The organism is Micromonospora sp. CPCC 205739, from assembly GCF_036906795.1.
Lineage (GTDB): Bacteria > Actinomycetota > Actinomycetes > Mycobacteriales > Micromonosporaceae > Micromonospora.
Genome location: NZ_JBAKHS010000002.1, coordinates 357,109 through 380,291 on the forward strand (window position 1 = coordinate 357,109; position 23,183 = coordinate 380,291).

The 23,183-nt window shown below is 74.4% G+C and carries 24 protein-coding genes and 1 pseudogene; 16 read left to right on the forward strand and 9 right to left on the reverse strand.

Annotation, left to right across the window (positions count from 1 at the left end):
* The first annotated feature begins 25 nt into the window (after positions 1 to 25).
* From V6U88_RS05605 to hisF, 7 genes are all read left to right on the forward strand, one after another.
* Positions 26 to 349, forward strand: a complete 324-nt coding sequence (locus V6U88_RS05605) for a hypothetical protein (protein ID WP_334450446.1) — start codon at positions 26 to 28, stop codon at positions 347 to 349.
* A gap of 16 nt (positions 350 to 365) precedes the next feature.
* Positions 366 to 1,091, forward strand: coding sequence for a bifunctional 1-(5-phosphoribosyl)-5-((5-phosphoribosylamino)methylideneamino)imidazole-4-carboxamide isomerase/phosphoribosylanthranilate isomerase PriA (gene priA, locus V6U88_RS05610; protein WP_334450448.1), 726 nt, complete (start codon positions 366 to 368; stop codon positions 1,089 to 1,091).
* Positions 1,088 to 1,477, forward strand: a complete 390-nt coding sequence (locus V6U88_RS05615) for a RidA family protein (protein ID WP_334450450.1) — start codon at positions 1,088 to 1,090, stop codon at positions 1,475 to 1,477. Before priA ends, V6U88_RS05615 begins: the two co-directional genes overlap by 4 nt.
* A 90-nt stretch (positions 1,478 to 1,567) precedes the next feature.
* A complete protein-coding gene (locus tag V6U88_RS05620; protein WP_334450452.1) occupies positions 1,568 to 2,011 on the forward strand; it encodes a MarR family winged helix-turn-helix transcriptional regulator in 444 nt (147 codons plus the stop codon).
* A gap of 2 nt (positions 2,012 to 2,013) precedes the next feature.
* Positions 2,014 to 2,445 carry an organic hydroperoxide resistance protein gene (locus V6U88_RS05625; RefSeq protein ID WP_334450622.1) on the forward strand — a complete coding sequence of 144 codons (432 nt, stop codon included), beginning with the start codon at positions 2,014 to 2,016 and terminating at the stop codon, positions 2,443 to 2,445.
* 44 nt (positions 2,446 to 2,489) lie between these two features.
* The gene (locus V6U88_RS05630) at positions 2,490 to 3,488 is read left to right on the forward strand and encodes an NADP-dependent oxidoreductase (RefSeq protein WP_334450453.1); all 999 of its coding nucleotides are present in this window, start codon (positions 2,490 to 2,492) and stop codon (positions 3,486 to 3,488) included.
* 76 nt (positions 3,489 to 3,564) lie between these two features.
* Positions 3,565 to 4,332, forward strand: coding sequence for an imidazole glycerol phosphate synthase subunit HisF (gene hisF, locus V6U88_RS05635; protein ID WP_334450454.1), 768 nt, complete (start codon positions 3,565 to 3,567; stop codon positions 4,330 to 4,332).
* Positions 4,333 to 4,440: 108 nt separating this feature from the next.
* Here hisF and V6U88_RS05640 read toward each other — a convergent pair whose 3' ends face one another.
* Together V6U88_RS05640 and yczE are read right to left on the reverse strand one after the other, a co-directional pair.
* Entirely contained in the window at positions 4,441 to 4,899 is a 459-nt protein-coding gene (locus V6U88_RS05640; RefSeq protein WP_334450455.1) for a hypothetical protein, read from the reverse strand.
* Between the two features lie 57 nt (positions 4,900 to 4,956).
* On the reverse strand, positions 4,957 to 5,610 hold the full coding sequence (yczE, locus tag V6U88_RS05645; RefSeq protein ID WP_334450457.1) for a membrane protein YczE: 654 nt from the start codon (positions 5,608 to 5,610) through the stop codon (positions 4,957 to 4,959).
* Between the two features lie 58 nt (positions 5,611 to 5,668).
* Here yczE and yczR point away from each other — a divergent pair, with 58 nt between their 5' ends.
* Positions 5,669 to 7,126 (forward strand): MocR-like transcription factor YczR, encoded by a 1,458-nt coding sequence (gene yczR / locus V6U88_RS05650; protein ID WP_334450459.1) that lies wholly within the window; start codon positions 5,669 to 5,671, stop codon positions 7,124 to 7,126.
* A 218-nt stretch (positions 7,127 to 7,344) separates the two neighbouring features.
* Here yczR and V6U88_RS05655 read toward each other — a convergent pair whose 3' ends face one another.
* The 3 genes from V6U88_RS05655 to V6U88_RS05665 all read right to left on the reverse strand — a co-directional run bounded on the left by V6U88_RS05655 (position 7,345) and on the right by V6U88_RS05665 (position 11,100).
* Positions 7,345 to 9,171, reverse strand: coding sequence for an AMP-dependent synthetase/ligase (locus tag V6U88_RS05655; RefSeq protein WP_334450462.1), 1,827 nt, complete (start codon positions 9,169 to 9,171; stop codon positions 7,345 to 7,347).
* Between the two features lie 138 nt (positions 9,172 to 9,309).
* Positions 9,310 to 10,251, reverse strand: coding sequence for a terpene synthase family protein (locus V6U88_RS05660; protein WP_334450463.1), 942 nt, complete (start codon positions 10,249 to 10,251; stop codon positions 9,310 to 9,312).
* Positions 10,252 to 10,470: 219 nt separating this feature from the next.
* On the reverse strand, positions 10,471 to 11,100 hold the full coding sequence (locus tag V6U88_RS05665; protein WP_334450464.1) for a TIGR03085 family metal-binding protein: 630 nt from the start codon (positions 11,098 to 11,100) through the stop codon (positions 10,471 to 10,473).
* Positions 11,101 to 11,273: 173 nt separating this feature from the next.
* On the opposite strand from V6U88_RS05665, the gene V6U88_RS05670 reads away from it, so the two are divergent.
* Positions 11,274 to 13,151: an ABC transporter ATP-binding protein gene (locus V6U88_RS05670; RefSeq protein ID WP_334450465.1), complete on the forward strand. Its 1,878-nt coding sequence runs from the start codon at positions 11,274 to 11,276 to the stop codon at positions 13,149 to 13,151.
* A gap of 114 nt (positions 13,152 to 13,265) precedes the next feature.
* Complete coding sequence (locus tag V6U88_RS05675) at positions 13,266 to 15,065, forward strand: ABC transporter ATP-binding protein (RefSeq protein WP_334450467.1); 1,800 nt, start codon at positions 13,266 to 13,268, stop codon at positions 15,063 to 15,065.
* Between the two features lie 61 nt (positions 15,066 to 15,126).
* On the opposite strand, the gene rpsD is transcribed toward V6U88_RS05675, so the two are convergent.
* The gene (rpsD, locus tag V6U88_RS05680; protein ID WP_334450469.1) at positions 15,127 to 15,738 is read right to left on the reverse strand and encodes a 30S ribosomal protein S4; all 612 of its coding nucleotides are present in this window, start codon (positions 15,736 to 15,738) and stop codon (positions 15,127 to 15,129) included.
* Between the two features lie 69 nt (positions 15,739 to 15,807).
* On the opposite strand from rpsD, the gene V6U88_RS05685 reads away from it, so the two are divergent.
* Positions 15,808 to 16,554, forward strand: coding sequence for a DUF2470 domain-containing protein (locus V6U88_RS05685; protein WP_334450470.1), 747 nt, complete (start codon positions 15,808 to 15,810; stop codon positions 16,552 to 16,554).
* A 4-nt stretch (positions 16,555 to 16,558) separates the two neighbouring features.
* On the opposite strand, the gene V6U88_RS05690 is transcribed toward V6U88_RS05685, so the two are convergent.
* From V6U88_RS05690 to V6U88_RS05700, 3 genes are read right to left on the reverse strand one after another with little or no spacing between them, the layout of a single operon-like run.
* A complete protein-coding gene (locus V6U88_RS05690; RefSeq protein ID WP_334450471.1) occupies positions 16,559 to 17,152 on the reverse strand; it encodes a TetR/AcrR family transcriptional regulator in 594 nt (197 codons plus the stop codon).
* Entirely contained in the window at positions 17,152 to 17,907 is a 756-nt protein-coding gene (locus V6U88_RS05695; RefSeq protein ID WP_334450472.1) for an ABC transporter permease, read from the reverse strand. Before V6U88_RS05695 ends, V6U88_RS05690 begins: the two co-directional genes overlap by 1 nt.
* Positions 17,907 to 18,647, reverse strand: a complete 741-nt coding sequence (locus V6U88_RS05700) for an ABC transporter ATP-binding protein (protein ID WP_334450473.1) — start codon at positions 18,645 to 18,647, stop codon at positions 17,907 to 17,909. The genes V6U88_RS05695 and V6U88_RS05700 overlap by 1 nt, the downstream gene beginning before the upstream one ends.
* 105 nt (positions 18,648 to 18,752) lie before the next feature.
* On the opposite strand from V6U88_RS05700, the gene V6U88_RS05705 reads away from it, so the two are divergent.
* The 5 genes and pseudogenes from V6U88_RS05705 (at position 18,753) to V6U88_RS05725 (ending at position 23,147) form a co-directional block, all read left to right on the forward strand.
* Positions 18,753 to 19,139 (forward strand): MerR family transcriptional regulator, encoded by a 387-nt coding sequence (locus tag V6U88_RS05705; RefSeq protein ID WP_334450474.1) that lies wholly within the window; start codon positions 18,753 to 18,755, stop codon positions 19,137 to 19,139.
* The gene (locus V6U88_RS05710) at positions 19,136 to 20,140 is read left to right on the forward strand and encodes an aldo/keto reductase (protein WP_334450475.1); all 1,005 of its coding nucleotides are present in this window, start codon (positions 19,136 to 19,138) and stop codon (positions 20,138 to 20,140) included. Before V6U88_RS05705 ends, V6U88_RS05710 begins: the two co-directional genes overlap by 4 nt.
* A 492-nt stretch (positions 20,141 to 20,632) precedes the next feature.
* A pseudogene (locus tag V6U88_RS05715) lies at positions 20,633 to 20,956 on the forward strand (phosphoribosyl-AMP cyclohydrolase); the annotation flags it as partial.
* A 168-nt stretch (positions 20,957 to 21,124) separates the two neighbouring features.
* Entirely contained in the window at positions 21,125 to 21,535 is a 411-nt protein-coding gene (gene hisI / locus V6U88_RS05720; protein ID WP_334450624.1) for a phosphoribosyl-AMP cyclohydrolase, read from the forward strand.
* A 58-nt stretch (positions 21,536 to 21,593) separates the two neighbouring features.
* The gene (locus V6U88_RS05725; RefSeq protein ID WP_334450476.1) at positions 21,594 to 23,147 is read left to right on the forward strand and encodes an anthranilate synthase component I; all 1,554 of its coding nucleotides are present in this window, start codon (positions 21,594 to 21,596) and stop codon (positions 23,145 to 23,147) included.
* Positions 23,148 to 23,183 lie beyond the last annotated feature (36 nt).

Below are 23,183 nucleotides of genomic sequence, written 5' to 3' on the forward strand. Positions count from 1 at the left end.
CCGCCGGGGCGCTGCGGGGCACGGCGTGAGCAAGGAGCGGGCCCGCCGCCGTGCCGTCCGGGAGGCCGAGGCCGCCCGGGAACGCCTGGTGCGCCAGCGCCGGCTGGCCCGCCGGCACCGGACGCGCACGCTGGTCCGCAAGCTGACGCCGCAGTTGCGGCGGGGCCGTACCGGCCGGGTGGGCCGCCGCAGCCGCCGCGAGCGGGCCGCCATCGTGGGGCTGACGCTGGCCGCGCTGTTCGTGATCTGGACGTTCGTCGACGACCTGGCGTTGCGCCTGGTGCTGGTCGTCCTGCTGCTTCTGGTCCTGCCGGCGATCGTCGTGATCGCGCTGGACCGTCGGATCTGATGCGAGGAGAGAGAAGTTGAGCCTCACCCTGTTGCCCGCCGTGGACGTCGCCGACGGCCAGGCCGTCCGGCTCGTCCAGGGCGCTGCCGGTAGCGAGACCGCGTACGGCGACCCGCTGGAGGCGGCGCTGGCCTGGCAGTCCGACGGCGCCGAGTGGATCCACCTGGTCGACCTGGACGCGGCGTTCGGTCGGGGCACCAACGCGCACCTGCTCGCGGAGGTGGTGCGGCAGATCGACGTGAAGGTGGAACTCTCCGGCGGTATCCGCGACGACGAGTCGTTGCAGGCGGCGCTCGGCACCGGGGCGGCCCGGGTCAACATCGGCACCGCCGCGCTGGAGGACCCGCAGTGGTGCGACCGGGTCTGCGGCGAGTACGGCGACCGGGTGGCGATCGGGCTGGACGTGCGCGGTCGTACCCTCTCCGCCCGGGGCTGGACCCGCGACGGCGGTGACCTGTGGGAGGTGCTGGAGCGGCTGGACAAGGCCGGCGCGTCCCGGTACGTGGTCACCGACATCACCAAGGACGGCACCATGCGCGGGCCGAACCTGGACCTGCTGCGCGAGGTCTGCGCGCGTACCGCCGCCCCGGTGATCGCCTCCGGCGGCGTGTCCACCCTGGACGACCTGCGGGCGCTGGCCACTCTGGAGCCGATCGGGGTGGAGGGCGTGATCGCCGGCAAGGCGCTCTACGCCGGCGCGTTCACCGTCGCCCAGGCGCTGGAAACGCTGGCCGCCGCGTGACCGTGACCCGGTTGGGCTCGGGCGGCCCGTGGGAGGCCGTCTACGGCTACTCGCGGGTGGTCCGGGCGGGCGACCTGGCGTGGACGGCGGGGTGCACGTCGACGGTCGACGGCCGGGTGGCGCACGTCGGTGACGCGGCGGCGCAGACCGCGCAGGCGCTGCGGATCGGGCTGGACGCGCTCGCCGAGGTGGGCGCGGAGCCGGGCGACGTGGTCCGGACCCGGATGTACGTCACCGACCGGATGTACGCCGACGAGGTGGGCCGGGCGCACAACGCGGTGTTCGGCGCCGTCCGTCCCGCCGCGACGATGGTCGTGGTGGCCGGGTTGCTCGACCCGGACCACCTGGTCGAGGTGGAGTTGGAGGCCTGGCTCGGGGACCGCTGAGCCCGGCCGCCCCGCCCGGTGCCGGGTGGGGGCGGTCACACTGCGGCCGGATCGATTGTGCACAACTTAATCGCGGGCTACGGTTTCCCGGTGACCGATGATCTGGTGCTACGCCGGCAGGTGTGCTTCGCGCTCTACGCGGCGTCGCGCGCCCTGACCGACGTCTACCGGCCCATCCTCGACGAGGTCGGCCTGACCTACCCGCAGTACCTGGTGCTGCTGGTGCTCTGGGAGCGCGAGGACGCCCCCACGGTCTCCGAGCTCGGCGCCGCGCTGCGGCTGGACTCCGGCACGCTCTCCCCGCTGCTCAAGCGGCTGGAGGCGGCGGGCCTGGTGGTCCGGTCCCGCTCGGCGCGCGACGAGCGGCGGGTGGAGGTGGGGCTGACCGCCGACGGTCGGGCCCTGCGGCAGCGGATGGACGAGGTGCCGCTGCGGATCGCCCGCGCCACCGGCCTCACCCAGGCCGAGCTGATCGACCTGCGCGACACCCTCACCCGGGTCACCGAGAAGATCCACCGACAGAAGGAGCAGTGACCATGCAGGTGCTCTACACCGCGTCCGCCCTCGCCACCGGCGACGGCCGCGACGGCCACGTCCGCACCTCCGACGGCACCGTCGACCTGGACCTGGCGGTCCCGAAGGAGATGGGCGGCACCGGCGGCGCGGCCAACCCCGAGCAGCTCTTCGCCGCCGGCTACGCGGCCTGCTTCCACTCCGCGCTGCGCCTGGTCGCCCGCCGGGCCAAGGCCGACGTCTCCGGCTCCGTCGTCGAGGCCGAGGTCGGCATCGGCCCGAACGGCGACGGCGGCTTCGGGCTGACCGTCGCCCTCCTGGTCGACCTGCCCGCCGTCGAGCGCACCGCCGCCGAGCAGCTGGTCGAGGCGGCCCACCAGGTCTGCCCGTACTCCAACGCCACCCGCGGCAACATCAAGGTCGCCCTGACCGTCCGCGAGGCCGCCGCGGCCTGAGCGCCGCCCCGGCCCCTTCCCCCCGCGTACGAAAGGACGGCAGCGTGAGCACCAACCGCGAGATCCACCTGGCCTCCCGCCCCCAGGGCTGGCCCACCGCCGACAACTTCCGCCTGGTCGAGGCCGAGGTGCCGACGCCCGGTCCGGGCCAGATCGTGGTCCGCAACCAGTTCATCTCGGTCGACCCGTACATGCGGGGGCGGATGAACGACGTGAAGTCGTACGTTCCGCCGTTCCAGCTCGGGGCGCCGCTCGACGGCGGCGCGGTCGGCGAGGTGGTGGCCAGCGAGGCCGAGGGCGTGCAGGTCGGCGACACCGTGCTGCACGGCCTGGGCTGGCGGGAGTACGCGCTGCTCGACGCCAAGGCCGCTCGCCCGGTCGACCCGACCCTCGCGCCGGTGAGCGCGTACCTGAGCGTGCTCGGCATGACCGGTCTGACCGCGTACGCGGGGCTGCTCGACGTGGCCGGGATGAAGCCGGGGGAGAGCGTCTTCGTCTCCGCCGCGGCCGGCTCGGTGGGCAGCCTGGTGGGCCAGATCGCCAAGCTCAAGGGCGCCGGGCACGTGGTCGGCAGCGCCGGCTCGGCGGCCAAGGTCGAACGGCTCAAGGCGCTCGGCTTCGACGCCGCCTTCGACTACCACGACGGCCCGGTACGCGACTCGCTGAAGGCGGCCGCCCCCGACGGCATCGACGTCTACTTCGACAACGTCGGCGGTGACCACCTGGAGGCGGCGATCTCGGCGATGAAGCTGCACGGCCGGGCCGCCATCTGCGGCATGATCGCGCAGTACAACGACACCGAGCCGCCGGCCGCCCCGCGCAACCTGGCGCTGGTCATCGGCAAGCGGCTCACCCTGCGCGGCTTCCTCGTCGGCGACCACGGCAACCTGCGCGAGCAGTTCGTGCGCGACGTGTCCGGCTGGCTGCGCGACGGCAAGCTGTCGTACGACGAGACGGTCGTCGACGGCATCGAGAACGCCCCCGAGGCGTTCCTCGGCCTGCTGCGCGGCGAGAACCTGGGCAAGATGCTCGTCCGGGTGTGAGTCCCGATCCGACGCGGGGCGGTGGCCGGCCTCACAGGTCGGTCGCCGCCGCGTGTCCGTTGGATAGGCTCGCGGCATGACGGTGGCGGTACGGGTGATCCCGTGTCTGGACGTGGACGCCGGGCGCGTGGTCAAGGGGGTCAAATTCCTCGACCTGCGCGACGCCGGTGACCCGGTGGAGCTGGCCGCCGCGTACGACCGGGCCGGCGCGGACGAGCTGACCTTCCTCGACGTCACCGCCTCCTCCAGCGACCGGGGCACCATGCTCGACGTGGTCCGGCGCACCGCGGAGTCGGTCTTCATCCCGCTGACCGTGGGCGGCGGCGTACGCCAGGTCGCCGACGTCGACACGCTGCTGCGGGCCGGCGCGGACAAGGTCGGCGTGAACACCGCCGCGATCGCCCGCCCGGAGCTGATCGCCGAGATCGCCGACCGGTTCGGCCGGCAGGTGCTGGTGCTCTCGCTGGACGTGCGGCGGGCGCCCGCCGGCACCACCCCCAGCGGCTTCGAGGTGACCACCCACGGCGGCCGGCGGGGCACCGGCCTGGACGCGGTCGAGTGGGCCCGGCGCGGCGCCGAGCTGGGGGCGGGCGAGATCCTGCTCAACTCGATGGACGCCGACGGCACCAAGGCCGGCTTCGACCTGACGCTGATCCAGGCGGTCCGCGCGGTGGTGGACGTGCCGGTGGTGGCCAGCGGCGGTGCCGGCGAGGTGGCCCACTTCCCACCGGCCATCGGCGCGGGCGCGGACGCGGTGCTCGCGGCGAGCGTCTTCCACTTCGGCGAGCTGACCGTCGGTGAGGTCAAGGGCGCGTTGAAGGCCGCCGGCCACCCGGTGCGCTGAGCCGCCCGGACCCGTTCCGGGGTGCGCGGGATACCGCAGAGGTATCAGACTCTGAGGTATCAGGATCGATCGTGCTGCCTTCCGCCGGCCCGTCGGCTCCGGCGCGGCTCAGCGGCCGGTCCGCCCCTCGGGCGAGCGGCGCGGGGCCGGGATCGACCGGACGATGTACTCCTGCACGGCCGCGGCGTGGTCCTCCTCGTCCAGGTGCCACTCCGCGCTACCGGGGGTGTGCCGCCGGACCAGCACCCCCTGCACGGTGTCCACCGTCGTCCCCACGCCTGAGCTCGGCCGGGTGCGCCAGAGCCGCTCCCCGTCCGGGGTGATCCGGAACCAGCCGTCGGAGACGCTGACCAGGCCCGCGCCGGCGAGCCGGCGCACCGCGGCCTCGACGTCCTGCCGCTCGGGGATGGCCTGGTTGAGGTGGTCAGCTGTGGAGATGACGTCGGCCAGCCGGACGCCCTCCGGGCGTCGGGTGTCCACCGCGCGGCGGTGCCTCCCGGCGCCGCTCGCGATCACCAGTGACACGAAGATCCAGGCGTCCGTCCAGCGCCATCCGCTCTCCCCCATGCAGGAATGATGCCCTTAGGTGTCGGCGGAGGAAACACCCACTTTCCTCCCGTGACGTCACCGCAGCTCAGCGAGGGTGGCCACCGGAGTGTCGGGGATGGACCGGGGCGGGACGGTGAAGAGCGGGGTGAACACCTGGGCCAGCGGACCGATGGCGAGGGCGTACGCGACGGTGCCGATGCCCGCCGTGCCGCCGAGCAGCCAGCCCAGGGCCAGCACGGTCACCTCGATGCCGGTGCGGACCAACCGGACCGAGCTGCCGGGCCGCCGGGCGACCAGCCCGGTCATCAACCCGTCGCGGGGGCCGGGGCCGAGGTCAGCGCCGAGGTAGAGGCCGGTCGCCACGCCGTTGGCGACGATGCCGGTGATCAGCAGGCCGATCCGCGCGGGCAGTGGCAGGTCCTCCGGGAGCAGGGCCACGGTGGCGTCCACGGACAGGCCGATCACCACGACGTTGCTGACCGTGCCGAGCCCGGGCCGCTGCCGCAGCGGGATCCAGAGCAGCAGCACCACCGCGCCGACCAGGATGCTCGCCGTGCCGACCGAGATGCCGGTCTGCCGGGACAGGCCCTGGTGGAAGACGTCCCACGGGTTCAGCCCGAGCCCGGAGCGGATCATCAGGGCCATGCTGACGCCGTAGAGCACCAGCCCGACGTAGAGCTGGGTGAGCCGCCGGACCGGCCGGTGCCGCAGATTGCCAATCGCTGCCATGCATGCCACCCTAGGTGCCAATCGTGACCGGAGAAGAGCCAATTTGGGAGGGGTGGCCGTGACCAGTCAGGTGCGGGGAGCCCAATTGGCCCGACTGCTGGGGCAGTGGCACGCGCTTCCGGGCCGCCGGCGCAGCCCGGACTACGCCGCGCTCGCCGCCGCGGTCCGGGGCCTGCTCGCCGACGGCCGCCTTCCCCTGGGGGTACGCCTGCCGGCCGAGCGGGAGCTGGCCGAGGCGCTGCGGATCAGCCGGACCACGGTCACCGCCGCGTACCGGGAGCTGCGGGAGAGCGGTCACCTGGCCAGCCGGCGCGGCGCGGGCAGCTGGACCATGCTGCCCGGCACCCACCGGGTGGCCAGTACCGGACTCTGGACCCCGCTCGACGACCGCGACATGATCGACCTGGGCGTCGCCGCGCTGGCCGCCCCGCCGCAGCTCGTTCCGGCCGCCCGCGCCGCCGCCGAGGACCTGCCCCGCTACCTCGGCGGCGCCGGCTACCACCCGACCGGGATCATCGAGCTGCGCGAGGCGGTCGCCCGGTCGTACACCGCGCGCGGGCTGCCGACCAGCGCCGAGCAGATCATGGTGACCAGCGGTACCCAGCACGCGCTGGACCTGGTGCTCCGGCTGGCGCTGGCGCCGGGCGGCAGCGTGCTGGTGGAGTCGCCGACCTATCCGAACGCGCTGGCCGCGCTCTCCGCCCGGCGGGCCCGGGTCACCACCCACGGGCTGGCCGTCGACGGGGCCGGCTGGGACGCCGACCTGCTGCTGGGCAGCATCCGCCAGGTCCGGCCCAAGCTGGCCTACCTGATTCCGGACTTCCAGAACCCGACCGGTCACCTGATGTCGGCGGAGCTGCGCGAACGGGTGGTCGCCGCCGCCCACCACGCCGGCACCGACCTGGTGGTCGACGAGTCCTTCGTGGACCTTCCGCTGGACGGCACCGAAGTGCCGCCACCGGCGGCGACCTTCGACCGGCACAGCCGGGTGATCAGCATCGGTGGGATGAGCAAACCGTACTGGGGCGGGCTGCGGATCGGCTGGGTGCGCGCCTCCGCCCCGCAGGTGCAGCGGCTGGCCGCGGCCCGGGTCGGCGTCGACATGGCCAGCCCGGTGCTGGACCAGTTGGTCGCGGTGCACCTGCTCGCCGACGCACCGACCATCGTGGCGGCCCGCCGGACCCAGCTCGCCGCGCAGCGCGACGCCCTGCTCGACGCGCTCGCGCAGCGCCTGCCGGACTGGCGGGTGACCGCGCCGCACGGCGGCGTGACCCTCTGGGCGGAGCTGGACGGCCCGATCTCCAGCGCGCTGGCCCGGGCCGCCGAGGAGGTCGGCGTACGCCTGGCGCCCGGTCCCCGGTTCGGCCTGGACGGGACGCTGGAACGCTTCCTGCGGCTGCCCTTCACCCTGCCCGCCGCCGACCTGGTCGAGGCGGTGGGCCGGCTCGCCGCGGTTCGGTACGACCTGGACCGGGCCGGGCGCCCGCAGTGGCGGGAGGCGACGGTCATCGCCTGAGCGCCCGGCGCGACGCTGCACCGCGGTCCCTGCTGCCGGCCTGTGCCGGGACGGACGCGGTTGTCCCGATCCGCCGTGCCGGCTCCTACCGGTTGCCAGACTGCCCGCGTGGGGGCAGCGGACCGGCGGCGGAGCAGAGCAGGTGGCGGGGCCGGCACCTGTGAGCGGACGCCGCGGGGGTCGTGCCCGGCGAGAACCGGGCACGACCCCTCAGGCGGTCAGAGCTCGGCCAGCGTGCCCGCGTACATCTTGTCGATCTCGGCGGCGAAGTTGCTCTCCACGCCGCGTCGCTTGATCTTCAAAGACGGGGTGATCTCGCCGTGCTCGATGGTCAGGTCGCGCGGCAGGATGGTCACCTTCTTGATCGTCTCCCACCGGTTGAGCTTCGCGTTGAGCTGCGCGACGTACTCCTCGACCATGGCCTTCGCCTCGGGGGAGGCCACGACCTCAGCGTAGTCCCGGCCCTCCAGCGGGCCGCCGGCCGTCCAGCCCTTGATCGCGTCCGGGTCCAGGGTGACCAGCATGGTGCAGTAGTTGCGGGCCTGGCCGATCACGATCGCCTGTGAGGTGTACGGGCAGATCGCCTTGAACATGCCCTCGATGTGCGACGGGGCGATGTACTTGCCGCCGGAGGTCTTGACCAGGTCCTTCTTGCGGTCGGTGATCCGCAGGTAGCCGTCGGAGTCGAGGCTGCCGATGTCGCCGGTGCGGAAGAAGCCGTCCTCGGTGAACGCGGCCTTCGTCTCCTCCGGCAGGTTGTGGTAGCCGCGCATCACCGGCGTGCCCCGGACCAGGATCTCGCCGTCGGTGTCGATCCGGCACTCCAGGTCGCCCATCGCCTTGCCGACGGTGCCGATGCGCAGCCCCTCCGGCGGGTTGACGAAGTTGCCGGCGCTGGTCTCGGTCAGGCCGTATCCCTCCGAGATGGGCAGGTTGGCGGCGGCGAAGAAGGTGGCGATCTCCTTGCTCAGCGGCGCCGCGCCGGAGACCAGCACCCGCATCCGGCCGCCGAGGCGGGCCTGGAGCTTGCTGAAGACCAGCTTCTCGGCCAGCGCGTACTTGAGCTTCAGCCCGGCCGGGACCGGCTGGCCGGCCTGCTCCAGCGCGACCTTCTCCTTGCCGGTACGCACGCCCCAGGCGAAGATCTTCGCCTTCGCGCCGCCGGCGCCCTGGGCCGTGGTGACCGCCTTGTTGTAGACCTTCTCGAAGACCCGGGGCGCGCCGCACATCAGGGTCGGCCGGACCACGCCGAGCAGGTCGACCAGCTTGTCGACCCGTCCGTCCACGTACGTCGGCAGGCCGACGTGGGTGGCGCCGCAGAGCAGCGTCTTGCCGAACGAGTGGGACAGCGGCAGCCAGAGGTACTGCAGGTCGTCGTCGCGCAGCAGCCCCATCTCGGCCTGCGCCACGCCCTCCCAGCACCAGCCGCCGTGCAGCAGCTCGACGCCCTTGGGCCGGCCGGTGGTGCCGGAGGTGTAGATCAGGGTGGCCAGGTGCTCCGGGCCGATCGGGGCGACGAGCCGCTCGATCAGGTCCGGCTCGGCCGCCAGCCGCGCCCTGCCCTGTTCCTCCAGCTCGGCGAGGGTGAGCTGGGGGACCGCCGCAGCCGGGTCGGCGGCGCCGTCGAAGAGCACGACGTGGGTGAGCGCGGGAAGCTCCGCCCCGGCGATCTTGGCGGCCTGGGCCGGGTTCTCCGCGAAGAGCACCCGGGAGCTGGAGTCGGCGATGATGTAGACCGCGTCCTCGGGCTCGGTGGTGGGGTAGACGGTGGTGGTCGCGCCGCCGGCGCACATGATGCCGAAGTCGGCGAGCACCCAGTCCAGCCGGGTGTTGGCCAGGATCGCCACCGGATCCTCCAGGCCGACGCCCAGGCCGTGCAGGCCGGCGGCGACCGCCTTGGCCCGCTGTCCGACCTGCTCCCACGTCAGCCAGACGGGGCCGGATTCGTCCGGCGCCGGGTGGGCGAACGCGTGCCGGTCAGGAGTGGCCGCCACGCGCTTGAGGAACATGTCGGGGATGGAACGGTACGGTACATCGAGAGCCATCGCGGTAGCCGCCTTCAGGGGGTGGATGGACGTGACGGGGGTCACGCCGTTCTGCGGTTACCGAAGAGTATTGCCTGCACCCGGGCCTCGGCTAGCCCCTGATGCGGTGAGCCGGCCCAGTCCCGCGTGATGGAACGTTCAGGCGTACCGGACCGCCCGCAGGGACCAGTCGTAGGTGGCCCGGATCCAGGATCGACGCACGTCGAGGTATTCCGCCATGGTCGGATCCTCGGCCAGCGCCGCCTCGGCGGCGAGGTAGCGGTCCAGCCCGTCGTTGAACAGCTCCGCACCCGCGCGCAGGGCGGCGTCGACGTCCTGCCCCTGACGCGCCGCGATGACGGTGACCACGTTGTGCGGATCGGGGGCGCCGCGGACCTCCTTGCGGTGGGAGAACAGGTCGTTGCACCAGCAGACCAGGTCGGCGGTGAGGTCGTCGAGGGCCAGCACCGTGGCGTCGGTCCACCGGTGCGGCCCGGGGTGGACGTCGCACGCCAGGTCGGTGAGGGTGAGGCTGGGGCGTACTCCGCCGGTGTGCCGGCGCATCTGGAGGTACTCCGCCAGCTCCGGTACCCGCCGGTGCTGCCGGTTGGCCGCCTCCCAGAGCAGGGCCAGCAGATATTCGCGGAGCTGGGCGACCAGCCGCAGCAGCAGCGCCGGGTGGCGGTGCTCGCGTACCCGCCGGCAGATGTCGGCCAGCCCGATGCCCAGCGGCCCGACGGCGGGTGCCGCCGTACCGTCCACGCCGTGCCGGTCGAGCACACCCAGCAGCCCACCGACGGTCGGCGCCAGCCGGCCCGGCTCCGCGCCGAGGTCGTCCTCGTCGCAGCTGTCGTCCACCACGAACAGCCAGGTGATCAGGTCGGTGAGCAGCCGCAGCCGGTCGACCGGCGCGCGCGGACAGGCCCGGCCGGCGAGTTCGGCGGCCTCGGCGGCCCGCAGCCGGTGCCAGCGCGGCCCGTCCTCGACCAGCCGCAGACTGCGGGCCCAGGCCAGGCTCTCCCCGGCGACCCGGTCCGTGGCGGGGTGCCGCCGGCCGGGGAAGGGGGGTTCGTGCAGTCCCGACCCGGCGATGCCGCGCATGGTGCCCCCCTGTCCCGCCGCCCCGAACGGGATCGGCGCGCAGAAGAGTACGACACCTTCACATTGGCAAGCATCGCTGGGCGCGCCTGTTGGGAAACCCGTCCCTGACCGACTTCGCCCACCCGGATCCGCCGCCGACCGTGCCGGAGCGGTGGGGCGGTACGGGGACCGGCGGGCAGCGGCGTGTCCGATCACCGCCGAGGACGTCGGAAACCCGGCTCAGAAGCCGAGGCGGGCGTGGCGGAGCCGATCGGCGAGGGCGGCCGGACCGTCGACCTGGACCCGGGCCACCCGCTGCCGGCCCGAGAGGAAGAGCGCCAGCTCACCCGGCGACCCGACCAGCCGTACCCGGTCGCCGCCCCGGCCCACCGACAGCTCGCCGTGACCGGGGGCCTGCACCAGCAGGTCGGCCGGGAACCGGCGCAGCGCCGTGCGGGCCAGCAGGGAGACCGGCTTCCAGAGCCGCCCCCGCAGGCCCGCCGGCAGCTCGCGCGGCTGCCAGCCCGGCCGGGCCCGGCGGACGTCCTCGTGGTGGATGAAGAACTCCAGGGTGTTGGCCAGCTCGTCGACCAGCGGGTTGCTCACCGGGCTCCACACCGGCGGCCGGCGCACCAGTCCCACCAGCTCCGCCCAGGGCCGGGTGGCGATCCGCCGGCGCACCCGCTCGGCGTACCCGCGCAGCGGCGGCAGCACGATGCCGCCGGCCGCGTCCAGGCGGCGCTCGCGCACCACCAGGTGGGCGGCGAGGTCGCGGGTCGTCCACCCCTCGTTGACGGTCGGTGCGTCCGGTCCCAGCTCCAGCATGAGATCGGCGAGCGCCTCGCGCTCCGATCGGGCGTACCGCGGCATGAGGGAGATGGTAGGCCCGCCCGGCGCGGTCGGCGCGCCGGCGCAGCCGCCGGTGGCCCCCGGAGCGCATGGGAGCGCGCACGTGACGGCGGACATACCCGTTCCGGGTCGGCGGAGGTGGTCGGGAGCGGTAAGGATGAGGGAGTACAAGGCGGCTTACGGCGGGGGACAGCGTGACGAGCGGGACAAGTCGGGACGTGCTCGGCAGAGGACTGTCGGTTCTCGGCCGGGCGATCCGGGAACAACCCCGGATCTTCGCGGTGGCGGTCACCGGCAGCGTGCTCTTCGGCCTCATGGTCATCGCCAGCGCCTTCGTGGTGGGCGCGGTGGTCGGCGAGGTGGTGGTGCCGGCCGTCGCCCACGGCGACGTCGGGACGGGCGCGCTGGCCCTGGCCGCGACGGCGCTGTTCGGCATCAGCGTGCTGCGGGTGGTGGGCATCTTCGGCCGCCGGCTCGGCGCCGGCTACATGCAGTTCCGCCTCCAGGCCGCCTACCGCCGCCGGGTGACCCGCCGCTATTTGGACCTGCCGCTGGCCTGGCACCAGCGCAACGCCACCGGAACGCTGCTGTCCAACGCCAACTCGGACGTGGAGGCGGCCTGGTACCCGATCGCCCCGCTGCCGTTCGCCGTCGGCACCCTGGTCATGCTGGTCGGGGCGATCGTCTCGCTCTTCCTCACCGACTGGGCGCTGGCCCTGGTGGGGCTGGCCGTGTTCCCCGCGCTCTTCGCGCTCAACGTGGTCTACTCCCGGCGGATGGCGCCCCGGCAGGCCCGCGCCCAGCGGCTGCGCGCCGAGGTCAGCGGCATCGCCCACGAGAGCTTCGACGGCGCCCTGGTGGTCAAGACGATGGGCCGCGAGGCCGAGGAGACCGCCCGGTTCTCCGCCCGCGCCGGTGAGCTGCGCGACGCGCTGATCTCCGTCGGCCGGCTGCGCGGCGTCTTCGACCCGTTGCTGGAGACCCTGCCCAGCCTCGGCACCCTCGCCGTGCTGGTGGTCGGGGCGTTCCGGCTGCGGGCCGGCGCGATCAGCGTCGCCGAGCTGGTCAGCGTCGCCTTCCTCTTCACCGTGCTGGCCTTCCCGGTGCGGGCGATCGGCTGGGTCCTCGCCGAGCTGCCGCGCAGCGTCGCCGGCTGGGACCGGGTCCGCCGGGTCCTCGACGCCACCGGCGAGATGCCGTACGGCGAGCGCCGGCTCGACCCGGCCGAGCCGACGCCCGCCACGCTCGCCTTCGCCGACGTCTGCTTCGGGTACGAACCGGCCGAGGCGCATCTGCCCGGCGCCGAGGTGCTCGGCGAGGTCACCTTCACCGTGCCGGCCGGGAAGACGGTCGCCCTGGTCGGGCCGACCGGCGCCGGCAAGTCCACCATCGCCTCGCTGGCCGTACGCCTGGTCGACCCGCGCGCCGGCACGGTGACCCTGGACGGGGTCGACGTGCGCGAGCCGGCCGCGGACTCGCTGGCGGAGACGGTCGCCCTGGTCGCCCAGGTGCCGTTCGTCTTCGACGACACCGTGCGCGCCAACATCACCCTGGACCGGCCGGGCATCGGCGACGAGGACGTGTGGGCCGCGCTGCGGCTGGCCGAGGCCGACGGCTTCGTCGCCGCGCTCCCCGACGGGCTGGACACCATGGTCGGCGAGCGGGGCACCTCGCTCTCCGGCGGGCAGCGGCAGCGGCTCACCCTGGCCCGGGCGCTCGCCGGCCGGCCCCGGCTGCTGGTGCTCGACGACGCGACCAGCGCCGTCGACCCGAGGGTGGAGGCGGCCATCCTGGCCGGGCTGCGCGCCCCGACCGCGGGGCAGGGCGCCGCCGCGTCGATTCTGGTGGTCGCGTACCGGCGGGCGACCATCGCGCTCGCCGACGAGGTGATCTACCTGGAGCAGGGGCGGGTGGTGGCCCGGGGCACGCACACCGAACTGCTCGCCACCGTGCCCGGCTACGCCGACCTGGTCACCGCGTACGAGCAGGCCGAGCACGAACGCGAGCAGAACCGCACGTACGACGAGGTGGCGCCGCTGACCTCGGGCCTGGAAGTCGAGGTGGACCGGTGAGCGCGAGGAGTGCAGCGGAGCGGAGCCCCGCAGTCGCGAACGAAAGGCGTGCCCGGTGAGCGCGAGGAGTGCAGCGGAGCGGAGCCCCGCAGTCGCGAACGAAAGGCTGGCCCGGTGAGCGCGACAACGGTGGAGCCGGAGCGGCAAGAGGCGCCGCAGGAGCGTTCCGAGACGACCTGGCGGACGCTGCGGCGCGGGCTGGCGCTCTCCCCGGAGCTGCGGACCGGCCTGGCCGGCACCCTGGCGCTGGCCCTGGTCTACATGGTCGGCCGGGTGGCCGTGCCGGTGGCCGTGCAGCGGGGCATCGACGGCGGCATCGTCGGCGGCCTCAACCTGGACGTGATTTGGACGGTGGTCGCGATCACCGCGGCGGTGCTGGTGATCACCACCGGCTGCGGGTACCTGATGATGCGCCGGCTGTTCACGGTCAGCGAGACCGCGCTGGCCAACGTCCGGACCCGGGCGTTCCGGCACGTGCACGACCTGTCGATGCTGCACCAGCAGTCCGAGCGGCGCGGGTCGCTGGTCTCCCGGGTCACCAGCGACGTCGACCAGATCACCCAGTTCCTCCAGTGGGGCGGCGTGATCCTGATCGTCAACCTCGGCCAGCTCGTGGTCACCACGGCCGTGATGCTGGCGTACTCCTGGCAGTTGACCCTGGTGGTGCTCGCCGCCTTCGCGCCGGCGGTGCTGGTGATCCGGCAGCTCCAGCGCCGGCTCGGCGCCGCCTACGGCGTGGTCCGGCAGCGGACGGGCACCCTGCTCGGCACGATCGCCGAGAGCGTGGTCGGCGCGCCGGTGATCCGGGCGTACGGCATCGCCGGGCGCACCGCCCGGCGGCTCGACACGGCGATCGAGGGGCAGCAGCGGGCCCAGCAGCGGGCGATCCGGATCAGCATCCTGGGCAGCTCGGTGGGGGAGTTGGCCGCCGGCCTCGCGCTGGCCGGCGTGGTGGTCCTCGGGGTGCTGCTCGGCGTGGACGGCTCGCTCACCATCGGCCAGCTCACCGCGTTCCTGTTCCTGGTCACCCTCTTCATCCAGCCGGTGCAGATCGCCACCGAGGTGCTCAACGAGGCGCAGAACGCCATCGCCGGGTGGCGTCGGGTGCTCGACGTGCTCGACGTCGCCCCCGACGTGGCCGACCCGGGCGAGCAGGGGCGGGAGCTGCCGCCGGGCCCGCTGGACATCCGCTTCGCCGGGGTGACGTTCGCCTATCCGGGCGGCCCGCCGGTGCTGCACGACGTCACCCTGGACATCCCGGCGAAGAGCCGGGTGGCGGTGGTCGGCGAGACCGGCAGCGGCAAGACCACCTTCGCCAAGCTGCTCACCCGGCTGATGGACCCGACCGCCGGGCAGGTACTGCTCTCCGGGGTGCCGCTGGACCGGGTGCGGTTCGACTCGCTGCGCGCCCGGGTGGTGATGGTGCCGCAGGACGGCTTCCTCTTCGACGCCACGGTCGGCGACAACGTCCGCTTCGCCCGCCCCGAGCTGACCGACGCGCAGCTCACCACCGCCTTCACCGAGCTGGGGCTGGCCGACTGGCTGGACGGGCTGCCGTCGGGCCTGGCCACCCCGGTCGGCGAGCGCGGCGAGTCGCTCAGCGTGGGGGAGCGGCAGCTGGTCGCGCTCGCCCGGGCGTACGTGGCCGACCCGGACCTGCTGGTCCTCGACGAGGCCACCAGCGCGGTCGACCCGGCCACCGAGGTACGCCTGCAGCGCACCCTGGACGCGGTCACCCGGGGCCGGACCACCCTGGCCATCGCGCACCGGCTCTCCACCGCGCAGGCGGCCGACGAGGTGATCGTGGTGGACCGGGGCCGGATCGTGCAGCGCGGCCCGCACGAGGAGCTGGTCCGCGACCCGGAGTCCGTCTACGGCCTGCTCTACGCCTCCTGGCTGGAGCAGACCCGCTGATACCGGGCCGACCGGAACCGCTGAGCCGGGTCCGGCGCACGCCGCGCCGGACCCGCGCCGCTCACCGGGAGTAGTGCTCGACCACCAGCTGCTCGTCGCAGATCACCGGCACCTCGTGCCGGGCCGGCTCGCGCAGCAGGGTGGCCCGCAGGCCGGTCAGGTCGACCGAGAGGTACGGCCGGCCCGGTCCCTCGTCCGCGTTCGCCCCGGTGGCGGCGAGCTGGAAGGGCGGCAGCTGCCGGCTGCGCTCCCGGACGGCGACCACCTGGCCGGGCCGCAGCCGGTACGACGGCCGGTCGACCTTGCGCCCGTCGACGGTGAGGTGCCCGTGGGCGACCAGCTGCCGGGCCTGGTAGATGCTGCGGGCCAGGCCGGCGCGGTGCACCACCGCGTCGAGCCGCCGTTCCAGCAGGGCGACCAGGGTCTCGCCGGTCTTGCCGGCGCCCCGCGCCGCCTCGTCGAAGGCGCGGCGCAGCTGCACCTCGCTGACGTTGTACTGGTGCCGCAGCCGCTGCTTCTCCAGGAGCCGGACCTGGTAGTCCGAGGTGCGCCGGCGGGCGCGGCCGTGCACGCCCGGCGGGTAGGGGCGGCGCTCGAGGTACTGGACGCACTTGCGGGTCAAGGGGATGCCGAGAGCCCGGGAGAGGCGGGCCTTGGGGCGGGGGTGGTTCACGTGGACGTCTCCGCTCGGGTGCTCTAGGGTGCTACTTAGGTAAGCCTAACCTATGCAGGAGGTGCCCCGATGGGACCGAGCCCCGCCGAGATCATCCGCACCCTGGTCGCCGGCCGGTTGCCCGGTCTGGTGCACCTCGCGCACCGCCCGGGGCCGTACCACGTCCGGCACGCCACCGACCCCGAGGGACGGGTGCTGATGCTCGTACCGGTGGTCAGCGACCTCGCCGCCGAGCTGGACCCGGGGGCGGACGACGACGTCGCCGTGGTGCTCGACGTGCTGGACCTGCCCCCGGCCGCGGGTGCGCCGTCGCTCGGCCGGGCCTGGGTCTCCGGCTGGGCGGCGCCGCTGCAGGGCGCCGAGGCCCGCCGGGGGGCGGCCGACTTCGCGGCCGTCGACCCGACCGGGGACCTGCTCGACGTCGGCACCCGCTTCCGGCTGCACCGCTTCGAGGTGGCCGAGGCCCGCCTGGAGAACGCCGACTCGGTGCGCCGGATCGACCCCGGGGAGTACGCCGCCGCCGAGCCGGACCCGCTGCACCCGGTCGAGCCCGAACTGCTGGCCGACCTGGCCGACCATCACGAGCCCCAGGTCACCGCGTACCTGCGCCGCCGCCTCGACCTGACCGGACGGCCCCGCGTGGTGCGGCTGGACCGGTACGGCCTGGTCGTCGCGCACGGCGGGCCCGGCGACCGGCGGCGGGCCCGGCTGGCCTTCCCACGCCCGGTGGCCGACCCGGCGGAGCTGTCCCGGCTGCTGCACCCGATGCTCTGCCCGCGCGAGGCGGCCGTCCACCCGATGGCGGAGGGCCGCTGAGCGGTCAGCCCAGGTCGCCGGTGAGGTAGCGCTGCACGGTCGGGCCGACCGCCGCGACCAGGGTCTCCGGGTCCGCGGAGGCCACCGGCTCCAGCCGGATGACGTACCGCATCATGGCCAGGCCGGCCATCTGGGTGGCCACCAGCGAGCCGCGCAGCGGCAGCTCCGCCGGCGGGACGTCGAGGTGGTCGAGCACCCGGCGCAGCACCTGGGTGACCAGGAACTCCCGCAGCAACCGGGCGGTCCACTCGTTGTTGACCGCCGAGCGCAGCAGCGCCACCGCCGCCTTGCCGGCCGGCGAGTCCCACACCCCGAGGAACGTCCGGACCAGCCGCTCACCCACGCCGTCCACCCCGCCGGCCAGCACCACGGGGAGCAGCTGCGCCGGGTCCATGGGGATGTCGACGGTCGCCCGGAAGAGCTCCTCCTTGCTGCCGAAGTAGTGGTGCACCAGCGCCGGGTCGACCCCGGCGGCGCCGGCGATGACCCGGATCGACGCCGCGTCGAAGCCGCGCTCGGCGAAGGCCGTCCGGGCCGCGGCGAGGATGGCCTGCCGGGTGTCCGGGTTGCCGGGGCGCCGGCCGGTGCGACGCGCCATCATCCGCTGCGCCGCCGCAGGGTCGCCGCCGCCAGCACCAGGGCCACCAGCGCCGCGCCGGCCACGATCGCCACGTCCCGCCACATGGTGCCGGTCGGCTCGGCGTGCGCGCCGACCTCCTGCAGGGCCTCGACCGCGTACGACAGGGGGAGCGCGTCGCTGACCGCCTGGAGCCAGCCGGCCATCTCGCCGCGCGGCACGAACAGCCCGCAGAGCAGCAGCTGCGGGGCGACCACCACCGGCATGAACTGGACCGCCTGGAACTCGGTGCGGGCGAAGGCGCTGCAGAACAGCCCGAGCGCCACGGCCAATACGGCGTTCAGCGCCGCGACCAGGATGACCAGCGCGGCGCTGCCGGCGGTCTCCATCCCGAACAGCCAGTACGCCACGCCCGCGGCGACGGTCGACTGCACCGCCCCGGCCAGCCCGAACGCGATGCCGTAGCCGAAGAGCAGGTCGAGCTTGTTCAGCGGGGTGGTGAGCAGCCGCTCCAGCGTGCCGGTGGTCCGCTCGCGCAGCATCGCGATGCTGGTGACCAGGAACATCACGATGAACGGGAAGAAGCCCAGCATGATCAGGGCGATCCGGTCGAACGCCGACGGCTGCCCGGGTGCGGTGGGCTGGTCGGCGAACATGTAGTAGACCAGGGTCAGCAGCACCGTCGGCACCAGCACCAGCAGCGCCACCGTCCGCTTGTCGTGCCGCAGCTGGCGCAGGATGCGCCCGGTGGTGGCGGCCAGGATCCGCGCGCTCATCATGCCTCCGTGCCGGCGTGCCGCTGGCCCGCCTCAGTCGATCGGATCAACCGCAGGAACGCCTCCTCGAGGTCGTCGACCCCGGTGCGCGCGCGGACCCCGTCCGGGGTGTCGTCGGCGACCAGCCGGCCCTCCCGGATCAGCAGCAGCCGGTCGCAGCGGGCCGCCTCGTCCATCACGTGGCTGGACACCAGCAGCGTCGTGCCGGCCGCCGCCATCTCGTGGAACCGGGCCCAGAGGTCGGCCCGCAGCACCGGGTCCTGCCCGACCGTCGGCTCGTCGAGGACGACCAGCTCCGGCTCGCCGACCAGGGCGCAGGCCAGCGAGGCGCGGCTGCGCTGCCCGCCGGAGAGGGTGCCGACCAGCTGCGTCGCCGCGTCGGCCAGCCCGACGTCGGCCACCGCCCGGTCGGCGTCGGCCGCGGGCCGGCCCTGCAACGCCGCGAAGTAGCGGGCGTTCTCCCGCACGGTCAGGTCGGCGTAGACGCTGGGCGCCTGGGTCAGGTAGCCGACCCGGTGGCGCAGCTCCGCCGCGCCGGCCGGCCGGCCCAGCACGGTGACCGTGCCCGAGTCGATCACCTGGACCCCCACCACCGCCCGCATCAGGGTGGTCTTGCCGCTGCCGCTGGGGCCGAGCAGCCCGGTCACCGAGCCCCGGGGAACGGTGCAGGCGATGCCGTGCAGCACCCTCCGCCGGCCCCGGTCGACGACCAGGTCGCGGACTGAGATCGCGTCCTCCACCGCCCACCTCCGAAACTCATCATCTGTTGAACTCAACGCTAGATGAGATACCTGTCCGGGCGCAACGGTTGACTTCGAGTGCTCTCGAACTGGAAGCCTGGCGGCGTGGACATCAGCACGCAGGAGACGGGCATCTCCGTGGGCGAGGCAGCCGCCCGGGTCGGCCTGACCACCTACACGCTGCGCTGGTACGAGCAGGAGGGGCTGGTCGCCCCGGTCGGCCGGGACTCGGCGGGCCGGCGCCGCTACACCGAGTCCGACCTGGACTGGCTGCTCCTGCTCACCCGGCTGCGCCGGACCGGGATGCCGGTGCGCGACATGCGCCGGTACGCCGAACTGGCCCGGCTCGGGGACCGGACGCTGGGCGCCCGCCGGGCGCTGTTCGAGGCGCACCGGGCCCGGGTGCTGGCCCGGATGGCCGAACTGGAGGAGGACCTGAGGGTGCTCAACTACAAGATCGACATCTACCGCAAGGCCGAGGAGGGACGATGATCCGCCGCCGGATGGGAGCCGTTGGCCCCGAGGTCTCCGCGATCGGGCTGGGCTGCATGGGGATGAGCTTCGCCTACGGCGGTCGCGACGACGCCGAGCCCACCCGCACCCTGCACCGCGCCCTGGACCTGGGCGTCAACCACCTGGACACCGCCGACATGTACGGCGCCGGCGCGAACGAGCGGCTGCTCGCCCCGGTGGTGCGGGCCCGCCGCGACGAGGTCTTCCTGGCCACCAAGTTCGGCAACCGCACCCGCGGCGACGGCTTCGGCGGCACCGGCACCCCCGGCGCGTACGTGGACAGCAGCGCCGCCTGGGCCCGCGAGGCCTGCGACGCCTCGCTGGGCCGGCTCGGCGTCGACACCATCGACCTGTACTACCTGCACCGGCGCGACCCGGGCACCCCGATCGAGGAGACCGTCGGCGCGATGGCGGAGCTGGTCGCGGCCGGCAAGGTCCGCCTGATCGGGCTCTCCGAGGTCAGCCCGGCGACGCTGCGCGCGGCGCACGCGGTGCACCCGGTCGCCGCGGTGCAGATGGAGTACTCGCTGTTCACCCGGGACGTCGAGGGGGCGATGCTGGACACCTGCCGGGAGCTGGGGGTGGCGCTGGTGGCGTACTCGCCGGTCGGGCGGGGGCTGCTCACCGGGGCGATCAGCGGGCGCGGCCAGCTCGCCGCCGACGACTGGCGGACCGGCGTGCCGCGCTTCGCCGCGGGCAACCTCGACGCCAACCTGCGGCTGGTCGCGGCGGTGCGCGCGGTGGCCGGGGAGATCGGCTGCACCCCGGCCCAGGCCGCGCTGGCCTGGCTGCTGGCCCAGGGCGAGGACATCCTGCCGATCCCCGGCACCAAGCGGGTCCGCTACCTGGAGGAGAACGCGGCGGCGGCCGACATCCGGCTCACCCCGGCGCAGCGGGACCGGCTCCGCACGGCGGTTCCCGCCGACGCCGTCGCCGGCGAAAGGTATCCCGAGGCATCAATGCGAACCGTGGGGCACTAGCCTCCTCATCGGACACCAGGTCCGTCATCGGGCATTGCGGCCTGATCGGACGTACGGCACGATGGCGCGGTGGATCACGCTCCGTTGTTGGCGGGTGCATTCTTCGAAGACTGGGCGACCCGGCTGCGCGAGGGTGCCGAACGCCCCGTCGTCGGAATCCTGCTGCGCGGCAGCCACGCCCGACGGGCCGCCACGGCGCACAGCGACGTCGATCTCGACGTGCTCGTCGCCGACGACGACCGGCCCGCCCCGGCCACCTCCGGCGCGGCGGGCCGGTCCACCGGCGCCGGCCGCACCCCGTACGCCGCCCGGCAGGCGTACCTGGTGGAGGTCGACGGCCGGCTGGTGCACGTCTCGGTGGCTGCCCGGGACGTCCGATCCTGGGTCGACCGGCTCGGCGAGCCGGCCGACTGGGCGTTCGGCCTGCCGGTCACCGCGCCGGTCCGGCTGCTCTGGGCCGAGGAGGGCTGGCGGCCCCGGATCGACCTGCCGGTGCTCTGCCAGCCCGCCGACCAGCCCCGGCTGGAGGAGCTGGTGGCGACGCTGGGCAAGGTGGCCGGCGCCCGCGCCGCCGGCGACCACCTCGGGGTACGCCTGGCCGCCGCCGACCTGGCCCGGCTCTGCCCCTCGGTGCTGCGGCTGGCCAATCCGAGCGTGCGGGTGGTGTCCCGGCGGGCCGCCTTCGCCGCCGCCCTCGCCCTGCCGGTCGCCCCGCCGGGCTACCGCGACGACATGCTGCTCTGCCTCGGGCTGCGCCCCGGCTCCACCGGCCAGCTCGGGGCCGCCGCGGCGCGCCTGGTCGCCGGGGTCGTCCCGCTGGTCCGCCCGTACGCCGACCGGGTCGCGGAGGTGGCCGGGCCGGACCTGGCCGCGGCGCTGGCCGACGGGCGGCTGGACCGCTACGTCGCCCAACTCGCCCGGACGGCCCGCGGGGACGGGTACGCCCCGCAGGTCCCCGCGCCGCGTGCGGGACAATGGGTCACTGTGCCCGTGACTGAGTCTTCCCCGAGCGACGCCGACGCCGGCGCGGTCCGCCCGTCCCGCCTCGATCCGGCCGTCGCCGCCCGGCTGCGCCGCACCCCCGACGGCCTGGTCGCCGCGGTGGTGCGGCAGCACGACACCGGCGAGGTGCTGATGGTCGCCTGGATGGACGACGAGGCGCTGCACCGCACGCTGACCACCGGCCGGGCCACCTACTGGTCGCGCAGCCGGCAGGAGTACTGGGTCAAGGGGGCCACCTCCGGCCACCACCAGTACGTCCGCTCGGTCGCGCTGGACTGCGACGGCGACGCGCTGCTGGTCAGCGTCGACCAGGTCGGGGCGGCCTGTCACACCGGGCACCGCACCTGCTTCTTCACCGACCTGCCGGTGAGCGGCGCGGGGAGCGAGCGGTGAGCGCGGACCGCGGGGCGCGACCGGAGCGCGTCCACGCAGACGAGAGGCAGGCCCGGCGATGACCGACGGCACCCTGAGCCCCGACCTGGGCAGCTTCACCGAGCTGGCCGCCCGCTGGCGGGTGGTGCCGGTGACCCGGCGGCTGCTGGCCGACGCGGAGACCCCGGTGGGGGTCTACCGCAAGCTCGCCGGTGGCCCGGGCACGTTCCTGCTGGAGTCCGCCGAGCAGGGCGTCGGCTCGGCCGGGATGTCCTGGTCCCGGTACTCGTTCATCGGCGTGCGCAGCGGCGCGACGCTGGTCGAGCGGGACGGCGTCGCCGTCTGGACCGGCCGTCCCCCGGCCGGGGTGCCGTCCTCCGGCGACCCGGTCGAGGTGCTGCGCGAGACCGTCGAGGCGCTCGCCGGCCCGGTCTGGGACCCGGCCAGCGACATGCCGCCGCTGACCGGCGGCATGGTCGGCTACCTGGGCTACGACCTGATCCGGCGCTTCGAGCGGCTGCCCGAGCTGACCGAGGACGACCTCGGGGTGCCGGAGCTGGGCATGATGCTCGCCACCGACCTGGTGGTGCTCGACCACTACGACGGCTCGGCGATCCTGGTCGCCAACGCGGTGCTGCCGCCGCTGGACGCGCCGGACCGGGAGGCGCTGGTCGCGGCGGCGTACCACCACGCGGTGGGGCGGCTCGACGCGATGACCACCGCGCTGTCCAGACCGATTCCGCCCATGATCTCCACCGTCGGCCGGCCGCCGGTCGGCGAGGTCGCCAGCCGTACCCCCGACGGCGGCTACCCGAAAGCGGTCGAGGCGGCCAAGGAGGCGATCCGGGCCGGCGAGTGCTTCCAGATCGTGCTCGCCCAGCGCTTCGAGCGCGACACCCACGCCGACCCGCTGGACGTCTACCGGGTGCTGCGCACCACCAACCCCAGCCCGTACATGTACCTGCTGCGCTTCGACGGCTTCGACATCGTCGGCTCGTCCCCGGAGGCGCACCTGAAGGTCAACGCCGGGCCGGACGGGCAGCGGCGGGCGCTGCTGCACCCGATCGCCGGCACCCGGCCGCGCGGCGCCACCGCCGACGCCGACACCCGGCTCGCCGCGGAACTGCTCGCCGATCCCAAGGAGCGGGCCGAGCACGTGATGCTGGTCGACCTGGGCCGCAACGACCTGGGCCGGGTGTGCCGCCCGGGCACGGTGGAGGTGCCGGAGTTCGCCACCATCGAGCGGTACAGCCACGTGATGCACATCGTCTCGACGGTGGTGGGCACGCTGCGTGAGGACCGGACGGCCTTCGACGCGCTCGCCGCCACCTTCCCGGCCGGCACTCTCTCCGGTGCCCCGAAGGTGCGCGCCATGGAGATCATCGAGGAGTTGGAGCCGGTCCGGCGCGGCCTCTACGGCGGCACCGTGGGTTACTTCGGCTTCGGCGGCGACCTGGACATGGCGATCGCCATCCGCACCGCGCTGATCCGCGACGGCCGGGCGTACGTGCAGGCCGGGGCCGGGGTGGTGGCCGATTCCGATCCGGCCGGCGAGGACCAGGAGACGCGGAACAAGGCCGCTGCGGTGCTCGCCGCCATCGCCGCCGCCGAGACGCTGCGGCCCGCCCGGTGAGCGCGAGGAGTGTAGCGCAGCGGAGCCCCGCAGTCG

What these genes read in the sequence shown, in the direction of transcription:
- V6U88_RS05625 (WP_334450622.1), top strand. Translation starts at nt 2,014, where the DNA reads ATGCAGGTGCTCTACACCGCGTCCGCCCTCGCCACCGGCGACGGCCGC.
- V6U88_RS05655 (WP_334450462.1), bottom strand. Translation starts at nt 9,171, where the DNA reads ATGGCTCTCGATGTACCGTACCGTTCCATCCCCGACATGTTCCTCAAG.
- V6U88_RS05660 (WP_334450463.1), bottom strand. Translation starts at nt 10,251, where the DNA reads ATGCGCGGCATCGCCGGGTCGGGACTGCACGAACCCCCCTTCCCCGGC.
- V6U88_RS05640 (WP_334450455.1), bottom strand. Translation starts at nt 4,899, where the DNA reads ATGGGGGAGAGCGGATGGCGCTGGACGGACGCCTGGATCTTCGTGTCA.
- yczE (WP_334450457.1), bottom strand. Translation starts at nt 5,610, where the DNA reads ATGGCAGCGATTGGCAATCTGCGGCACCGGCCGGTCCGGCGGCTCACC.
- V6U88_RS05690 (WP_334450471.1), bottom strand. Translation starts at nt 17,152, where the DNA reads ATGGCGCGTCGCACCGGCCGGCGCCCCGGCAACCCGGACACCCGGCAG.
- hisF (WP_334450454.1), top strand. Translation starts at nt 3,565, where the DNA reads ATGACGGTGGCGGTACGGGTGATCCCGTGTCTGGACGTGGACGCCGGG.
- V6U88_RS05665 (WP_334450464.1), bottom strand. Translation starts at nt 11,100, where the DNA reads ATGCCGCGGTACGCCCGATCGGAGCGCGAGGCGCTCGCCGATCTCATG.
- V6U88_RS05725 (WP_334450476.1), top strand. Translation starts at nt 21,594, where the DNA reads ATGACCGACGGCACCCTGAGCCCCGACCTGGGCAGCTTCACCGAGCTG.
- V6U88_RS05685 (WP_334450470.1), top strand. Translation starts at nt 15,808, where the DNA reads ATGGGACCGAGCCCCGCCGAGATCATCCGCACCCTGGTCGCCGGCCGG.
- V6U88_RS05710 (WP_334450475.1), top strand. Translation starts at nt 19,136, where the DNA reads ATGATCCGCCGCCGGATGGGAGCCGTTGGCCCCGAGGTCTCCGCGATC.
- V6U88_RS05695 (WP_334450472.1), bottom strand. Translation starts at nt 17,907, where the DNA reads ATGAGCGCGCGGATCCTGGCCGCCACCACCGGGCGCATCCTGCGCCAG.